The organism is Paraburkholderia youngii, from assembly GCF_013366925.1.
In the GTDB taxonomy this organism is placed as follows: Bacteria; Pseudomonadota; Gammaproteobacteria; order Burkholderiales; family Burkholderiaceae; genus Paraburkholderia; species Paraburkholderia youngii.
This window is the reverse complement of the sequence record NZ_JAALDK010000001.1, coordinates 2,085,368-2,099,469: the sequence shown is the minus strand read 5'-3', so window position 1 is coordinate 2,099,469 and position 14,102 is coordinate 2,085,368. Positions and strand designations below refer to the sequence as shown.

10 protein-coding genes and 1 pseudogene are annotated in these 14,102 nt (G+C 63.3%); 7 read left to right on the top strand and 4 right to left on the bottom strand.

The window, feature by feature from the left end:
- Nucleotide 1: 1 nt before the first annotated feature.
- Nucleotides 2-667, top strand: a complete 666-nt coding sequence (locus tag G5S42_RS09750) for a DUF799 domain-containing protein (RefSeq protein WP_176106558.1) — start codon at nt 2-4, stop codon at nt 665-667.
- Between the two features lie 271 nt (nt 668-938).
- On the opposite strand, the gene G5S42_RS09745 is transcribed toward G5S42_RS09750, so the two are convergent.
- Together G5S42_RS09745 and G5S42_RS09740 are read right to left on the bottom strand one after the other, a co-directional pair.
- Nucleotides 939-1,244, bottom strand: coding sequence for a DUF4148 domain-containing protein (locus G5S42_RS09745; RefSeq protein WP_176106557.1), 306 nt, complete (start codon nt 1,242-1,244; stop codon nt 939-941).
- A 210-nt stretch (nt 1,245-1,454) separates the two neighbouring features.
- Nucleotides 1,455-2,459, bottom strand: a complete 1,005-nt coding sequence (locus tag G5S42_RS09740; RefSeq protein WP_176106556.1) for a LysR family transcriptional regulator — start codon at nt 2,457-2,459, stop codon at nt 1,455-1,457.
- Between the two features lie 176 nt (nt 2,460-2,635).
- Here G5S42_RS09740 and G5S42_RS09735 point away from each other — a divergent pair, with 176 nt between their 5' ends.
- From G5S42_RS09735 to G5S42_RS09710, 6 genes and pseudogenes are all read left to right on the top strand, one after another.
- Nucleotides 2,636-3,502: an alpha/beta hydrolase gene (locus tag G5S42_RS09735; RefSeq protein ID WP_176106555.1), complete on the top strand. Its 867-nt coding sequence runs from the start codon at nt 2,636-2,638 to the stop codon at nt 3,500-3,502.
- A gap of 35 nt (nt 3,503-3,537) precedes the next feature.
- Nucleotides 3,538-4,761 carry an efflux RND transporter periplasmic adaptor subunit gene (locus tag G5S42_RS09730; RefSeq protein WP_176106554.1) on the top strand — a complete coding sequence of 408 codons (1,224 nt, stop codon included), beginning with the start codon at nt 3,538-3,540 and terminating at the stop codon, nt 4,759-4,761.
- 43 nt (nt 4,762-4,804) lie between these two features.
- Nucleotides 4,805-7,990: an efflux RND transporter permease subunit gene (locus tag G5S42_RS09725; protein ID WP_176106553.1), complete on the top strand. Its 3,186-nt coding sequence runs from the start codon at nt 4,805-4,807 to the stop codon at nt 7,988-7,990.
- 13 nt (nt 7,991-8,003) lie between these two features.
- A pseudogene (locus G5S42_RS09720) lies at nt 8,004-9,639 on the top strand (efflux transporter outer membrane subunit).
- Nucleotides 9,640-9,872: 233 nt separating this feature from the next.
- Nucleotides 9,873-11,024: an acyl-CoA dehydrogenase family protein gene (locus G5S42_RS09715; protein ID WP_176110458.1), complete on the top strand. Its 1,152-nt coding sequence runs from the start codon at nt 9,873-9,875 to the stop codon at nt 11,022-11,024.
- Nucleotides 11,025-11,082: 58 nt separating this feature from the next.
- Complete coding sequence (locus G5S42_RS09710) at nt 11,083-12,411, top strand: Nramp family divalent metal transporter (protein WP_176106551.1); 1,329 nt, start codon at nt 11,083-11,085, stop codon at nt 12,409-12,411.
- A 152-nt stretch (nt 12,412-12,563) separates the two neighbouring features.
- Here G5S42_RS09710 and flhC read toward each other — a convergent pair whose 3' ends face one another.
- Both flhC and flhD read right to left on the bottom strand, forming a co-directional pair.
- The gene (flhC, locus tag G5S42_RS09705) at nt 12,564-13,133 is read right to left on the bottom strand and encodes a flagellar transcriptional regulator FlhC (RefSeq protein WP_176106550.1); all 570 of its coding nucleotides are present in this window, start codon (nt 13,131-13,133) and stop codon (nt 12,564-12,566) included.
- 14 nt (nt 13,134-13,147) lie between these two features.
- Nucleotides 13,148-13,468 carry a flagellar transcriptional regulator FlhD gene (flhD, locus tag G5S42_RS09700; RefSeq protein WP_018434215.1) on the bottom strand — a complete coding sequence of 107 codons (321 nt, stop codon included), beginning with the start codon at nt 13,466-13,468 and terminating at the stop codon, nt 13,148-13,150.
- Between the last annotated feature and the right edge of the window lie 634 nt (nt 13,469-14,102).

The window sequence follows — 14,102 nt, the reverse complement described above, 5'->3', positions numbered from 1 at the left end:
CATGTCCAAGATCCTTTCCCTCAAACTCTGGTTTGCTCTGTCGACTGTCGCACTGCTGGCCGCGTGCGCGCAACCCGCTAAGCACGCCGACTACGCGGACTTCAGGAACAGTCGGCCACGCTCGATCCTCGTGCTGCCGCCGATCAACGAAACGACTGATGTTCAGGCGACCAACAGCATGCTCTCGCAGATGACGATGCCGCTTGGCGAATCCGGCTACTACGTGGTACCGGTGGCGGTGATGGACGAAACATTCAGGCAGAACGGCCTGACGATCGCGACGGAGATCGAAGCGACCTCGCCCGCGAAGCTGCGCGAAATCTTCGGTGCCGACGCGGCCCTGTATTCGAAGATCACGCAGTACGGCACCGTATATCACGTACTCGACAGTGCGACAGTCGTCACGGCATCCGCCAGACTGGTCGATCTCAAGACCGGTGACGTGCTATGGCAGGGTAGTGCGAGCGCCAACAGCAACGAGGGCGACAACTATGTCGGCGGTGGTCTGATCGGCATGCTGGCGACGGCAGCGATCAAGCAGATTGCGAATTCGCTGACGGACAGGGGACACGATATCGCCGGCGTGACGAGCTATCGGCTTCTGCATGCCGGGCCGCCGAACGGACTGTTGTACGGGCCACGGTCACCCAAATACGGCACCGATTGAACGCTCCCAGGTCAGCAAAAAACGGCTTGCGCTTTCGATCGCTTCAATGCAAATGCGCCCGCGAAGCCACTTCGCGGGCGCATAGCGGCGAGTGCCGTGAACGACAGAAAGCCAACACTCAATGCTGTACCGGGCGATATGGCGTCCACACCGGCGTATCGGTATCCCAGTTATCGAGTTCCGATGGTGTCATGATGTGCTCCTTGATGAAGAGGCGCGCGCTTCTAGTGCGGCAGGCGCGCCGGTTTCCGAATCAACCTCTGCCAACTCGTTACTGGCCCTTCGCGACGCGCGTCACTTCGCCGTTGGTCCCTTCCTGCAACGCGATGCGCGCGGCCTGCGTCTGGCCGATCAGGCCTTTGTTCGGATACGACGTGCGATTCAACGAGGGCAGCGAGCCGTCGCGATACGCGGCGACCAGTTCGGCCTTGACCTCGGCGCGCGTTTTCGTGCTCGCGCTCGGCGCCGGTTGCGTGTCATAGGTTCCTGCACGGCCGATACCGCCGCCGCCTTCCGCAAATGCCGGAACGCTGACGAGCAGCGACAGGGCGAGGCCTGCCAACAGATTACGTTTCATGATTCACTCCTGTCGATTCATTGGCAGCGTGATTGCGCTGCGACAGGGTGAAATGTAGACGTTGACGTGTTGCGGATAAATCGCGGTTTTGCGAAATGAATTGTCGCGATTCAGGAACAATCGCGAGCGAGCCTTGCAGAAGCAGTGCAATTGCACGCTTGCCGCGGCATTGGCGCCGCGGCTGGAATTCACTGTTTCAATTAACGTACTTCAGGCGACCCATTCGGACATCACCGGCGTGTCGAGCGCCGGCGCAGACTCGCGCTGCTCGAACGTGCGCTTCGTGCAGGTGGCGTCGAGACTGCCGCGTCCGCTGAGCAATGGGCACCGATCGAACAGCTCTGCAATCCAGTCTACGAAAACGCGGACTTTCGGCGACAGATGACGACTGTGCGGATAGACTGCCGAAATCGGCATCGGCAAAGGTTTCAGTTCCGGCAGTACTTCGACGAGCTGGCCCGAGCGGAGATGTGGCAGCACCATGAAGAGCGCCGGCTGAATCAGGCCGAAGCCTTCGAGTCCGCAGGTCACGTAAGCATCGGCGTCGTTGACCGACACGATGCTCTTCATCTTCACCTCCACCTCGTCGCCGTTCACCAGGAACGCCCAATCGAGCGTGCGTCCCGTGCGGCTCGAGAAGTAATTGACGGCTTTGTGATTTTCGAGATCTTCGAGCGAAGTGGGAATCCCCGCGCGCTTGATGTAGTCGGGTGCCGCGCACGTCACGCCCTCGAACAGACCGATGCGGCGTGCGACCAGTGACGAATCCTGCAGCGCGCCGACGCGTACCACGCAATCGACGCCTTCCTGCAGCAGATCGACGGGCCGGTCGGTCAGGCCCAGTTGCAGATCGATGTCCGGATAGCGCGTGTGGAATTCGCACAACGCTGGAATCACGAGCAGACGGCCAATCGAGCCCGGCATGTCGATGCGCAGCTTGCCGTGCGGCTTCTTGTTGCCGCTCTGGAAACTCGCCTCGGTCTCTTCGACGTCAGCGAGGATGCGCACGCAGCGCTCGTAGTACGCGGCGCCATCGGGCGTCAGCGACAGACGGCGGGTGGTCCGGTGCATCAGCCGCGTGCCGAGAAACGCTTCGAGGTTCTGAATAATCGTAGTAACCGATGCGCGCGGCAGGTCGAGCGTCTCCGCTGCGCGGGTAAAGCTGTTGGTGTCGACGACACGTGTGAACACTTGCATGGCCTGAAGCCGGTCCATTGCAAACCTCCAGTAGGGGCAGGTGCGCAGGCGGGAATGGAGTCCGCAAAAACAATCGCAACCGGATTGTTCAAAGGCACCGAATTGTGTTGCCGGATTATAGGCATTTATTTGCGAGTCTGCTGAACCCACAATTCGCACCATTGAAGTTCTATGCGCATTTTGCGCGGCTCGACATGGATGCATTCAAATCGCCGTACCCGTCCGTTTCCATCGGCGTTTCCGCCGAAGACACTGACGCTGAGGCCAATGACGCAACACTTGAAGTCACCGACGTGGGTATCGATGGGTACGCTCAGCCCATTACGTTACGCCTGTATCGGCTGACGAAAAAAACCGCATTGCCAGTATTGCTTTATTTTCACGGCGGCGGCTTTACGAAGGGTTCGATCGATTGCGCGGACTTCGCCGCGCGGTATTTCGCAGAACACTTACCGGCGCTCGTGGTGTCGGTGGGCTATTCGCTCGCGCCGCGGTTTCCGTTTCCAGCCGCGCCGGAAGATGCGCATCGCGCGGCGCTGTGGGTGCAGACGCGGGCGCGAGCGTTTGGTGGCAATAGCAGAAAGATCGGTGTGGCGGGCCATGACGCGGGCGGCCAACTCGCCAATTGTCTCGCGTTCATCGCGCGCGATCGTGGCGACGTGCAGATCAGCGCGCAGGCGCTGTTCGGTCCGATGCTCGACCCGAGCCTGACGCGGCTTGGCGACGAGAAGCGGCTCGGTTCGGACATCACCGCGCGCGAGTGCGCCGCGTGTTATCGCGCGTATTTGCCGCAAGCGTCGCAGCGCATGCATCCGTATGCGGCGCCGCTCGAATCGGCGCGGCTCGCCGGCTTGCCGGCCACGCTGATCGCCACCGCGCAGAACGACGTGCTGCACGTCGAGGCAGAAAAGTATGCAAGCAATCTGATCGACGCGGGCGTGCAGACCCAAGTGGTGCGCTTTCCGAGCGTGTCGCACGCGGCGCTCGCCGATCATCCGCCCGCTTTGCAGGAAGCGGTGCGCTTTTTCCAGTGGCGCTTCGATGCGCGCGCTCATCGATAAACAGAAATTCAATCAACGATACCGGGAGCTACACAATGACTATCCTTCCTCTTTCCCGCCGCCGCGTGGCGCTTGCCGCGCTAGTGGTCGTCGTTCTTGCCGGGCTCGGCACGTTCGGCGCGATCCGCGTGGATGCAAGCTCGCCGGCCGCGCCGACCATCGTGCCGGAAGTCGACGTGGCGACCGTCGTGCAGAAGACGATCACCGACTGGCAATCCTATTCGGGCCGTCTCGAAGCCGTCCAGAAAGTGGACGTGCGTTCGCAGGTGCCAGGCACGATCGTGTCGGTCAATTTCAAGGACGGCGCGCTGGTCAAGCAGGGCGACACGCTGTTCGTCATCGATCCGCGTCCGTACGCGGCCGAAGTCGATCGCGCGGAAGCCCAGCTCGCGGCTGCGCAGGCGCGTACCGGTTACACGCAGAGCGACTGGGAACGCGCGCAACGGCTGATCGTCGACAACGCGATCGCCAAGCGCGACTATGACGAGAAGCAGAACGCCGCGCGCGAGGCGAGCGCGAACCTGAAGGCCGCGCAAGCCGCGCTCGAAACGGCGCGCATCAATCTCGGCTACACGAAGATCGTCGCGCCGGTATCGGGCCGCGTGTCGCGCGCGGAGATCACGGTCGGCAACGTCGTGTCGGCCGGCGCCAGCTCGGCGCCGCTGACCACGCTTGTGTCGGTGTCGCCGATCTACGCATCGTTCGACGCGGACGAACAGACCTATCTGCAATACCTGAGCCGCGCGAAGGACGGCGGCAAGGTGCCGGTGGAACTCGGTCTCGCCGATGAATCCGGCTATTCGCGCAGCGGCACGATCGAGTCGGTCGACAACCGGCTCGACACGTCGTCGGGCACGATCCGCGTGCGCGCGAAGTTCGACAACGCGGACGGGGCGCTGATTCCGGGCCTCTACGCGCGCGTCAAGGTGGGCGGTAGCGCCCCGCATCCGGCGCTACTGATCGACGATGCCGCGGTCGGCACCGACCAGGACAAGAAGTTCGTGCTGGTCGTCGATCAGGGCAACCACGTGATTTATCGCGAGATCACGACGGGTTCGATGCAGGGCAATCTGCGCGTCGTCAAGGACGGTTTGAAGGCGGGCGACCGCATCGTCGTCAACGGCGTTCAGCGTGTGCGCCCCGGCGACGCGGTGCGCGCGCACATGGTGCCGATGACGACCGACGATGACCCGAACAGCGCCGCGCTCGCACAGTCGCACGGCAAGGCGGCGGACACCGGCGCGAAAGGCAATTCGTGAGCCGCGTGTTCCAACCCGCATGTTCCAAAGTTAAGAGCTTCCAATGAACATATCCAAATTCTTCATCGATCGCCCGATCTTTGCAGGCGTGCTATCGGTATTGATCCTGCTTGGGGGCATCATCTCGCTGTTCAAGCTGCCCATCTCCGAGTACCCGGAAGTCGTGCCGCCTTCGGTGGTGGTGCACGCGCAGTATCCGGGCGCGAATCCGAAGGTGATTGCCGAGGCGGTCGCAGCTCCGCTCGAAGAACAGATCAATGGCGTCGAGAACATGCTGTACATGCAGTCGCAGGCGAATAGCGACGGCAATCTGACGCTGACGGTCACCTTCAAGCTCGGCACCGATCCCGACCTCGCGACGCAGCTCGTGCAGAACCGCGTCAATCAGGCGCTGCCGCGTCTGCCTGAAGACGTGCAGCGACTCGGCGTGACGACGATCAAGAGTTCGCCGACGCTGACGATGGTCGTGCACCTGATCTCGCCGAACGATCGCTACGACATGACGTATCTGCGCAATTACGCGCTGCTGAACGTGAAGGATCGGCTCGCGCGGATTCAAGGTGTCGGCGAAGTGCAGCTGTGGGGCTCGGGCGACTACGCGATGCGGATCTGGCTCGATCCGCAGAAGGTCGCGCAGCGCGGTCTCACCGCGACTGAAGTCGTCAACGCGATTCGCGAGCAGAACATCCAGGTGGCGGCCGGTGTGATCGGTGCATCGCCGTCGGTGCCCGGCACGCAGTTGCAGTTGTCGGTGAATGCGCGCGGCCGATTGAAGACCGAGAGCGAATTCGGCGACATCATCGTGAAGACCGCGCCCGATGGCGGCGTGACCTATCTGCGCGATATCGCGCGGATCGAACTCGCGGCGTCGGAATACGGCCTGCGTTCGCTGCTCGACAACAAGCCCGCGGTGGCGCTCGCGATCAATCAGGCGCCGGGCGCGAACTCGCTCGCGATTTCGGAGCAGGTGCGTGCGGCGATGAAGGAACTCGCCGTAGACATGCCGGCCGGCGTCGAATACCGGATCGTCTACGACCCGACGCAGTTCGTGCGTTCGAGCATCGAGGCGGTGATCCACACGCTGCTCGAAGCGATTGCACTGGTCGTTATCGTCGTGATCGTGTTCCTGCAGACGTGGCGCGCGTCGATCATTCCGTTGATCGCGGTGCCGGTCTCGATCGTCGGTACGTTCTCGCTGCTGCTGGCATTCGGCTTTTCGATCAATGCGCTGTCCTTGTTCGGCATGGTGCTCGCGATCGGTATCGTCGTCGACGATGCGATCGTCGTGGTGGAGAACGTCGAGCGCAACATCGAAAGCGGGCTCAGTGCGCGCGATGCGACCTACAAGGCGATGCGCGAAGTGAGCGGGCCGATCATCGCGATTGCGCTGACGCTCGTCGCCGTGTTCGTGCCGCTCGCGTTCATGACGGGTCTCACGGGCCAGTTCTACAAGCAATTCGCGATGACCATCGCGATCTCGACGGTGATCTCGGCGTTCAATTCGCTGACGCTGTCGCCGGCGTTGTCCGCGCTGCTGTTGCGCAGTCACGGCGAGAAGGAGGACTGGCTGACGCGTGTGATGAACCGTGTCCTCGGCGGCTTCTTCAAGCAGTTCAACAAGGTCTTTCATCGTGGGTCGGAAGCCTATGGCCGCGGCGTGACCGGCGTGCTGCGTCGCAAGGGCGCGATGCTCGCGGTGTACGCGATCCTCGTCGGTGCAACCGTATTGATGGCGCGGATCGTGCCGGGCGGCTTCGTGCCCGCGCAGGACAAGGAGTATCTGATCGCGTTCGCGCAGTTGCCGAACGGTGCGTCGCTCGATCGCACGGAGAAGGTGATCCGCGATATGAGTTCGATCGCACTGAAGCAACAGGGCGTCGAAAGCGCGGTGGCGTTCCCGGGTCTGTCGGTGAATGGCTTCACGAATAGTTCGAGCGCGGGCATCGTGTTCGTCACGCTGAAGCCGTTCAAGGAGCGCGGCGACAAGAAGCTGTCGGCGGGCGCGATTGCCGGTGCATTGAACCAGCAGTACGGCGCGATCAAGGACTCGTTCGTCGCGGTGTTCCCGCCGCCGCCGGTGCTCGGGCTCGGCACGCTCGGCGGCTTCAAGTTGCAGCTCGAGGATCACGGCGCGGTCGGCTACGCCGAACTGAACAAGGCAGCCGAAGCCTTCGTGAAGCGCGCGGCGCAAACGCGCGAACTCGGGCCGACCTTCTCCAGCTATCAGATCAACGTGCCGCAACTGAATGTCGATCTCGATCGCGTGAAGGCGAAGCAGCTCGGCGTGCCGGTCACGGACGTGTTCGACACGATGCAGATCTACCTGGGCTCGCTGTACGTGAACGACTTCAACCGCTTCGGCCGCGTGTATCAGGTGCGTGTGCAGGCGGATGCGCCATTCCGTCAGCGCGCCGACGACATTCTGCAACTGAAGACGCGCAACGCGGCGGGCGAGATGGTGCCGTTGTCGTCGCTCGTCACGGTGACGCCGACCTACGGGCCGGAGATGGTGGTGCGCTACAACGGCTACACGGCGGCCGACATCAACGGCGGCCCGGCGCCCGGCTTCTCGTCGGGACAGGCGCAGGCCGCGGCCGAACGCGTGGCTGCCGATGTGCTGCCGCGCGGGGTGAAGCTCGAGTGGACCGACCTCACGTATCAGCAGATCCTCGCCGGCAACGCGGGCCTGTGGGTGTTCCCGATCAGCGTGCTGCTCGTGTTCCTCGTGCTCGCAGCGTTGTACGAAAGCCTGACGCTGCCGCTCGCGGTGATCCTGATCGTGCCGATGAGCGTGCTGTCGGCGCTGACCGGCGTATGGCTCACCGGTGGCGACAACAACATCTTCACGCAGATCGGTTTGATGGTGCTGGTGGGCTTGTCGGCGAAGAACGCGATTCTGATCGTCGAGTTCGCGCGTGAGCTCGAACACGATGGACGCAGTCCGCTGCAGGCGGCAATCGAAGCGAGCCGTCTGCGTCTGCGGCCGATTCTGATGACGTCGATCGCCTTCATCATGGGCGTGGTGCCGCTGGTGCTGTCGAGCGGCGCGGGCTCGGAAATGCGTCACGCGATGGGCGTCGCGGTGTTCTTCGGCATGCTGGGCGTCACGCTGTTCGGCCTGATGCTGACGCCGGTGTTCTATGTGGTGTTGCGTTCGCTCGCGGGCGGGACGATACACGTCGCGCAGAAGGATGCGCCGCGCTATGGCGCGCCCGTTACGGACGCCTGAGGAGAAAACAACAATGAAACGCTTTGAATCTCGCTTTGTATCCTTGCGCGGATGGGGCCGCGCCGCCGCGAGCGGTTTGCTGATTGCGCTGCTGGCCGCTTGCTCGGTGGAGCCGACGTACAAGCGTCCCGATGTCGATACGCCGGCGGCGTTCAAGGAAGCGCCCGCGGTGAAGACGTCGGCTGCGGCGGCGTCGGGCGCTGCGGCTGGTTCGGCCGGGGCGACACAAAACAACGGCACGTGGAAGCCGGCTGAGCCCGCCGACAACGCGCTGCGCGGCGAATGGTGGAAGGTGTTCGGCGACCCGCAACTCGACGCGCTCGAAGAGCAGGCCGCCGCCGCGAACCAGGACCTGAAGGCCGCGGCCGCGCGCGTGCAGCAGGCACGCGCGGTCACGCAGGCCGCGAAGTCCGACTGGTTCCCGAAGCTCGACGCGGGCTTCGGCCCGACGCGCGAACGCGCGTCGGCGGCATCGCAATTCCAGCCGGACAGCGCGGGCGGCACGACCGGCACGATCTGGCGCGCGCAGGTCGGCGCGTCGTATGAAGCGGATCTGTTCGGGCGCGTCAGCTCGAACGTGAACGCGGCGCGCTCGGACGAGCAGCAGAGCGAAGCGCTGTTCCGTTCAGTGCAGCTGTCGTTGCAGGCCGACGTCGCGCAGAACTACTTCCAGTTGCGCGAGCTCGACACGGACCAGGATCTGTACCGTCGCACCGTCGCGTTGCGTGAGGACACGCTGAAGCTCGTACAGCGGCGCTTCAAGGAAGGCGATATCAGCGAGCTGGATCTGTCGCGTTCGCGTAACGAGCTCGCCAGCGCGCGTGCCGATGCGGTCGGCGTCGCGCGGCAGCGGGCGGCCTCCGAGCATAGCCTCGCGATTCTGCTCGGCAAGCCGCCCGCGGATTTCACGTTCGCGGAACAGCCGCTCTCGCTGGTGACGGTGCGCGTGCCGGCCGGTTTGCCGTCGGCGCTGCTCGAACGCAGGCCTGACATCGCGGCAGCCGAGCGCGCGATGCAGGCAGCGAATGCGCGCGTCGGGCTCGCGAAGTCGGCGTTCTTCCCGAAGCTCGATATCACCGGTGCGTTCGGCTTTGAATCGGCGACACTCGGCGATCTGTTCATGTGGTCGAGCCGCGCGTTCATCCTCGGTCCGGCCGTGGGTACCGCGCTGACGATGCCGATCTTCGACGGCGGCCGTCGCAAGGCCAATCTGGCGCAGGCGCGTTCGAAGTACGACGAGGACGTCGCGCAATATCGCCAGCAGGTACTCGTGGCGTTCCGTGAAGTCGAAGACAATCTCGCCGATCTGCGTTTGCTCGACGATCAGATGCGCGAGCAGAACGACGCGGTCGATGCGTCGCAGCGCGCCGCGCATCTGTCGCGCACGCAGTACACGGAGGGCGCGGTCAGCTATCTCGACGTGATCGATGGCGAGCGGCAGGTGCTGCAGTCGCAATTGCAGGCGAGCCATCTGGCGGGCACGCAGGCTGTTGCAACTGTTAATCTCATTCGCGCGCTCGGCGGCGGTTGGGGCGATCTGACGGCGGGGGGTACGGCGGTGGGGGGCGGTGCCGGTGCCGATTGGTGCTTCCGGTTCCGCGGCTGAAGCTGCAGACGTTTCGGCGCAACAGCAAGTGGCGAAGCGCTGACTACCTAACCCTGTAGCAAGCGCTTCATCAGCCTCATCAACCACGCCGGGCCGCGCAAGCGCCGCCCGGCGTTTTTCATGCAAATCGTTTTTCGCGCTTTCCTTGTGCAAATCGCTTCGTAGACCACGTGCGCGCGGCTCCCTATCATCGTCCGATCCAGCCAATGACGACCCTAGGGCAAACCAGTGACTTTCGTGCATGACGGCATCGCGCAGATTAGCGAGCAGCAGCATATGGATTGCGCGCGCGACCTCACCACATTGCTAGCCGCGTTGCGCGCGAGCGCCGCGCAGCGCGATCGCGAAGGCGGTCATGCCGCGCAGCAAAAGCAGTGGATCGCCGACGCGGGCGTGCTGACGCTCGCCGTGCCGCGCGAATTCGGCGGTGCTGGCGCGCGCTGGTCCGCGATTTACGACGTGGTGCGTGAACTGGCGCGCGTCGATAGCGCGCTCGCGCATCTGGTCGGCTTCACCTGTCTGCAGGTGGTCAGCATCGACCTGTGGGGCAATTCACGGCAGCGCGAGAAATATCTGCGCGGCACCGTCGAGCATCGCTGGTGGTGGGGCAATGCGGTGAATCCGCTGGATACGCGCCTCATCGCTACTTCGACGCACGACGGCGGCTACCTGCTCGACGGCCAGAAAGGCTTCTGTTCCGGTACGCGCGGCTCGCAGATGATGACCGTGTCCGCTCAGGATCCATCGACCGGCAAACCCCTGTTCGCGGCGGTGCCGACCACGCGCGAAGGCATCACCGTTCACGACGACTGGGACCCGATCGGCCAGCGGCAGACCGACAGCGGCAGCGTGTCGTTCGCGCGCGTCAGGGTCGAGCCGCACGAGGTGCTCGAACGACCCGACACGCCGCACGCGAGCTTGCGCACACTGATCTCGCAACAGGTGCTGACCAATCTGTTCGTCGGGATCGCACAGGGTGCGCTGGAAGAGGCGCGAGCCTACGTGCACGAACATGGCCGGCCGTGGATCGCGTCCGGCGTCGCCAAAGCGACCGACGACCCCTACCTGATCCAGCGCTTCGGCGAGATGCATATCCAGACGGTCAGCGCCGCGGCGCTGGCCGCGCGCGCCGCGAACGCGCTCGACGAAGCGTGGCAGCAGCGCGCAACGCTCGATGCCGAGAGCCGTGCGCGGGTCGCGCTCGCGACCTCGGAAGCGAAGATCGTCGCGCATCGGGCGGCGCTCGACATCGGCGAAAAACTCTTCGACGCATGCGGCGCGCGCGCGACTCATGCGCCGCTCGCGCTCGATCGATTCTGGCGCAACGCGCGCGTGCACACGCTGCACGATCCGCTCGACTATCGCGTGCGCGACGTCGGCCGCTACGCGCTTAGCGGGACATTGCCGGAAGTTTCTCTGTACACTTGAGGCCGTTTGCGACGCCCGCCCGAGGCGTCGCGTCGATTCCTCCCGAGAGAGTTCCGGCTTGCTGTTCAAACTACCTACAACCGCCACAGCGCCGTTCTGCCCGGCCGAGGTACAGGGTTCGGTGGCCGTCTCCGCGGGCTCGCCGTTCTGGAAGAAGATCCTGCAATTCGCGGGGCCCGGTCTGCTGGTATCGATCGGCTATATGGACCCGGGCAACTGGGCCACCGCGATCGAAGCCGGTTCGCGATTCGGCTACAGTCTGCTGTTCGTCGTGCTGCTGTCGAGCCTCGCGGCGATGGCGCTGCAATGCCTGAGCATGCGGCTCGGCATCGCGACCGGGCGCGACCTCGCGCAACTGTCGAGCACGCGCTATGCGCCGGGCGTCGCTCGTGCGCAGTGGCTGCTCGCGGAGCTGTCGATCATCGCCTGCGATCTCGCCGAAGTGCTCGGCGGCGCGCTTGCGTTTCATCTGCTGTTCAACTGCTCGCTGACCACCGGCGTGTTGCTCACCGCGTTCGACACGCTGATCGTGCTCGGCCTGAAGGGCAAGAATTTTCGCGACCTCGAAGCGATCATGCTCGGCCTGATCGCGACGATCGGCGTCGGCTACATCATCGAGCTTGCGCTCGTCAGGCCGCATTGGCCGTCGGTCGCGCAGGGGCTGATTCCGTCGTGGCAGGCGTTGAATTCGCGCGAGCCGATGTATCTCGCGATCGGCATTCTCGGCGCCACGGTGATGCCGCATAACCTGTATCTGCACTCGTCGATCGTGCAGACCCGCGCGGTGAAGCGCGATTCGGCCAGCATCCGCTCGGCGATCGGCATGTCGCGTATCGACACGATCGCATCGCTCGTGCTCGCGGCGCTGATCAACATGGCGATCCTGATTCTCGCGGCCGCCGCATTTCATGCGACGGGCCACGACCAGGTCACGCAGATCGAGGACGCCTACCGGCTGCTAGCGCCGATCGTCGGCACCGGCTTCGCCGCGGTCCTGTTCGCGATCACGCTGCTCGCGTCGGGACAAAGCTCGACGTTCACCGGCACGGTGGCGGGGCAGGTCATCATGGAAGGCTTCCTGAAGATGAAGATTCCGTGCTGGCAGCGGCGCTTCATCACCCGAGCGCTCGCGCTGATTCCGGCGCTGATCGGCGTGCGGATGCTCGGCAATGGCGCGGTCGGCCAACTGCTCGTCGCGAGTCAGGTCGTGCTGAGCCTGCAACTGCCGTTCGCACTTTATCCGCTGATCCGCATGACGAGCGACCGTTCGCTGATGGGCGAATTCGCCAACACGCTGCCGACGCGTCTGCTCGTGTGGACGCTGTTTGTTGTGATTAGTGCCGCGAATCTGTGGCTCGTGGTCCAGACGGTGGGCCTGGTCGGTTGATCTGACCGGCGGCGAGGACTCATTCGGAACGCCGGTTGGCCCGGCGCGCAGGCAAAAAAATCCGCGCAGTTCAATCACTGCGCGGATCCACGTGAGCTTCGGTTTGAATCGGAATCGGCTTGGCCGCGTCTCGCGACGGGCGCCTCGAACGGTCAGGCGGCCTGCGCGGCCTGCGCCGCACCGAGCGCTTCCCGGCGCGCGGCGGCTGCCTTCTTCGTCTTGCCGGCACGCGACGGCGGCTGGCACGCGCCGCATACGACGTTGTGCTGCAGGTCGTGCTTGTGCGCGACGAACTTGCCGGTGCAGCGGCAGCACCGGGTCAGCTGCAGGATGTCCGCGTCGAAGAAACGCACGAGCGTCCACGCGCGCGTCAGATCGAGCACCGGCTCGGTTTCGCTGTGCTGACAATGTTCGAGATATAACCGATATCCCTTGGTCAGCGCATCGAGATGCGAGCAGCGCGCTTCGTTCTTCAGGAACAGGTACGTGTTGTAGAACAGCGACGCGTGAATGTTCGCGAGCCACGTCATATACCAGTCCGCCGAAAACGGCAGCATGCCCTTGGGCGGCGATACGCCCTTGACCTCGCGATACAGGCGGATCATACGGTCGCGCGACAGCGTCAGCTCGCTCTCGAGCACCTGCATGCGGGCGCCGAGCTCGATCAGTGCGATCGCGCGAAATACTTCCTGTGCATCTTCGGTCAGGCTTCGCTTGAGCATTGCAGTCATCTCGATCAGGCAAATTGCTCGGCGGGCTGGCCTGCGAGCAGGATCGCCGTGTGGGTCGGTGCAACTGCGGCGTGCTTCGTCGTTTGCGTCAACGCCGACAGCATCGCGTGGTCGTTGAAACGGAAGAAGCACAAAAGCTGGTCGGAAGAGGCCAGTTTGACGATTTGCGCGAGCGACAGCCCGGCAAGCAAATCAGCCAGTTCCGACGACAGTCCCAGCCGGAACATTCCGACCGGTTTGTCCTCGCGCAACATGCGTTGCGCGAGCATGATGTAAGACAAATTGATCTCGCGGATTGAATCCAGCGTCTCGCTGCTACGGTCCATTTTCTCTGTTTCCGAAGCCCCGAATTTCTATGTCGGCTTTGCGCCGTTATGTCTTTTCTGCCTCGCCGGAAACGCTGCCTCCGGCTACATGTTGCTACCTGCTACAGACAGCGAACATTTGATACAAGCCGTTACATTTCGTAACAGCTGGGACGAATTGTATGAAGGGTAAAACCAGAAATCAATCCCTTCATAAAAAAATATCTCAAAAAACCACATCATTTTTCGGTAACTTTTTCACGCCGTTGTAATGAATGATGCCAAGTGAATTTTTAGCCTTTCGAGAGTCACCTCTAATCCATGAAAACCCTTGCTGGGTGGGCACCGAGCGTACTTGTTCGCGCCACGCATCCGCCACCGCGCGGCGCTCGGTAAATTCGTTTTGAATTGGAAAGGAAATAGAAGCGATGGAATAGACGGTAATAAATACTCGTCTTGCGCCTCGGGCGAGGGACGGATGAGGGGTGTAACGGCAAGATGCGCCCCCAGTTACAACTGCGCAAAGGGCGGGATTTGTAACGGCTTGGTGCGGGTCGGCAGGCGGACGGGCGGATTCGTTCGGCCCCGAGACCGAAAAGCCGTCGCAAACGTGTGCCGCTTACATTGCCGACGAGCACGACGGGGAGCCAGAGCC

Coding starts and splice junctions, on each gene's coding strand:
- G5S42_RS09750 (WP_176106558.1), top strand. CDS start 2: ATGTCCAAGATCCTTTCCCTCAAACTCTGGTTTGCTCTGTCGACTGTC.
- G5S42_RS09745 (WP_176106557.1), bottom strand. CDS start 1,244: ATGAAACGTAATCTGTTGGCAGGCCTCGCCCTGTCGCTGCTCGTCAGC.
- G5S42_RS09740 (WP_176106556.1), bottom strand. CDS start 2,459: ATGGACCGGCTTCAGGCCATGCAAGTGTTCACACGTGTCGTCGACACC.
- G5S42_RS09735 (WP_176106555.1), top strand. CDS start 2,636: ATGGATGCATTCAAATCGCCGTACCCGTCCGTTTCCATCGGCGTTTCC.
- G5S42_RS09730 (WP_176106554.1), top strand. CDS start 3,538: ATGACTATCCTTCCTCTTTCCCGCCGCCGCGTGGCGCTTGCCGCGCTA.
- G5S42_RS09725 (WP_176106553.1), top strand. CDS start 4,805: ATGAACATATCCAAATTCTTCATCGATCGCCCGATCTTTGCAGGCGTG.
- G5S42_RS09715 (WP_176110458.1), top strand. CDS start 9,873: ATGGATTGCGCGCGCGACCTCACCACATTGCTAGCCGCGTTGCGCGCG.
- flhC (WP_176106550.1), bottom strand. CDS start 13,133: ATGCTCAAGCGAAGCCTGACCGAAGATGCACAGGAAGTATTTCGCGCG.
- flhD (WP_018434215.1), bottom strand. CDS start 13,468: ATGGACCGTAGCAGCGAGACGCTGGATTCAATCCGCGAGATCAATTTG.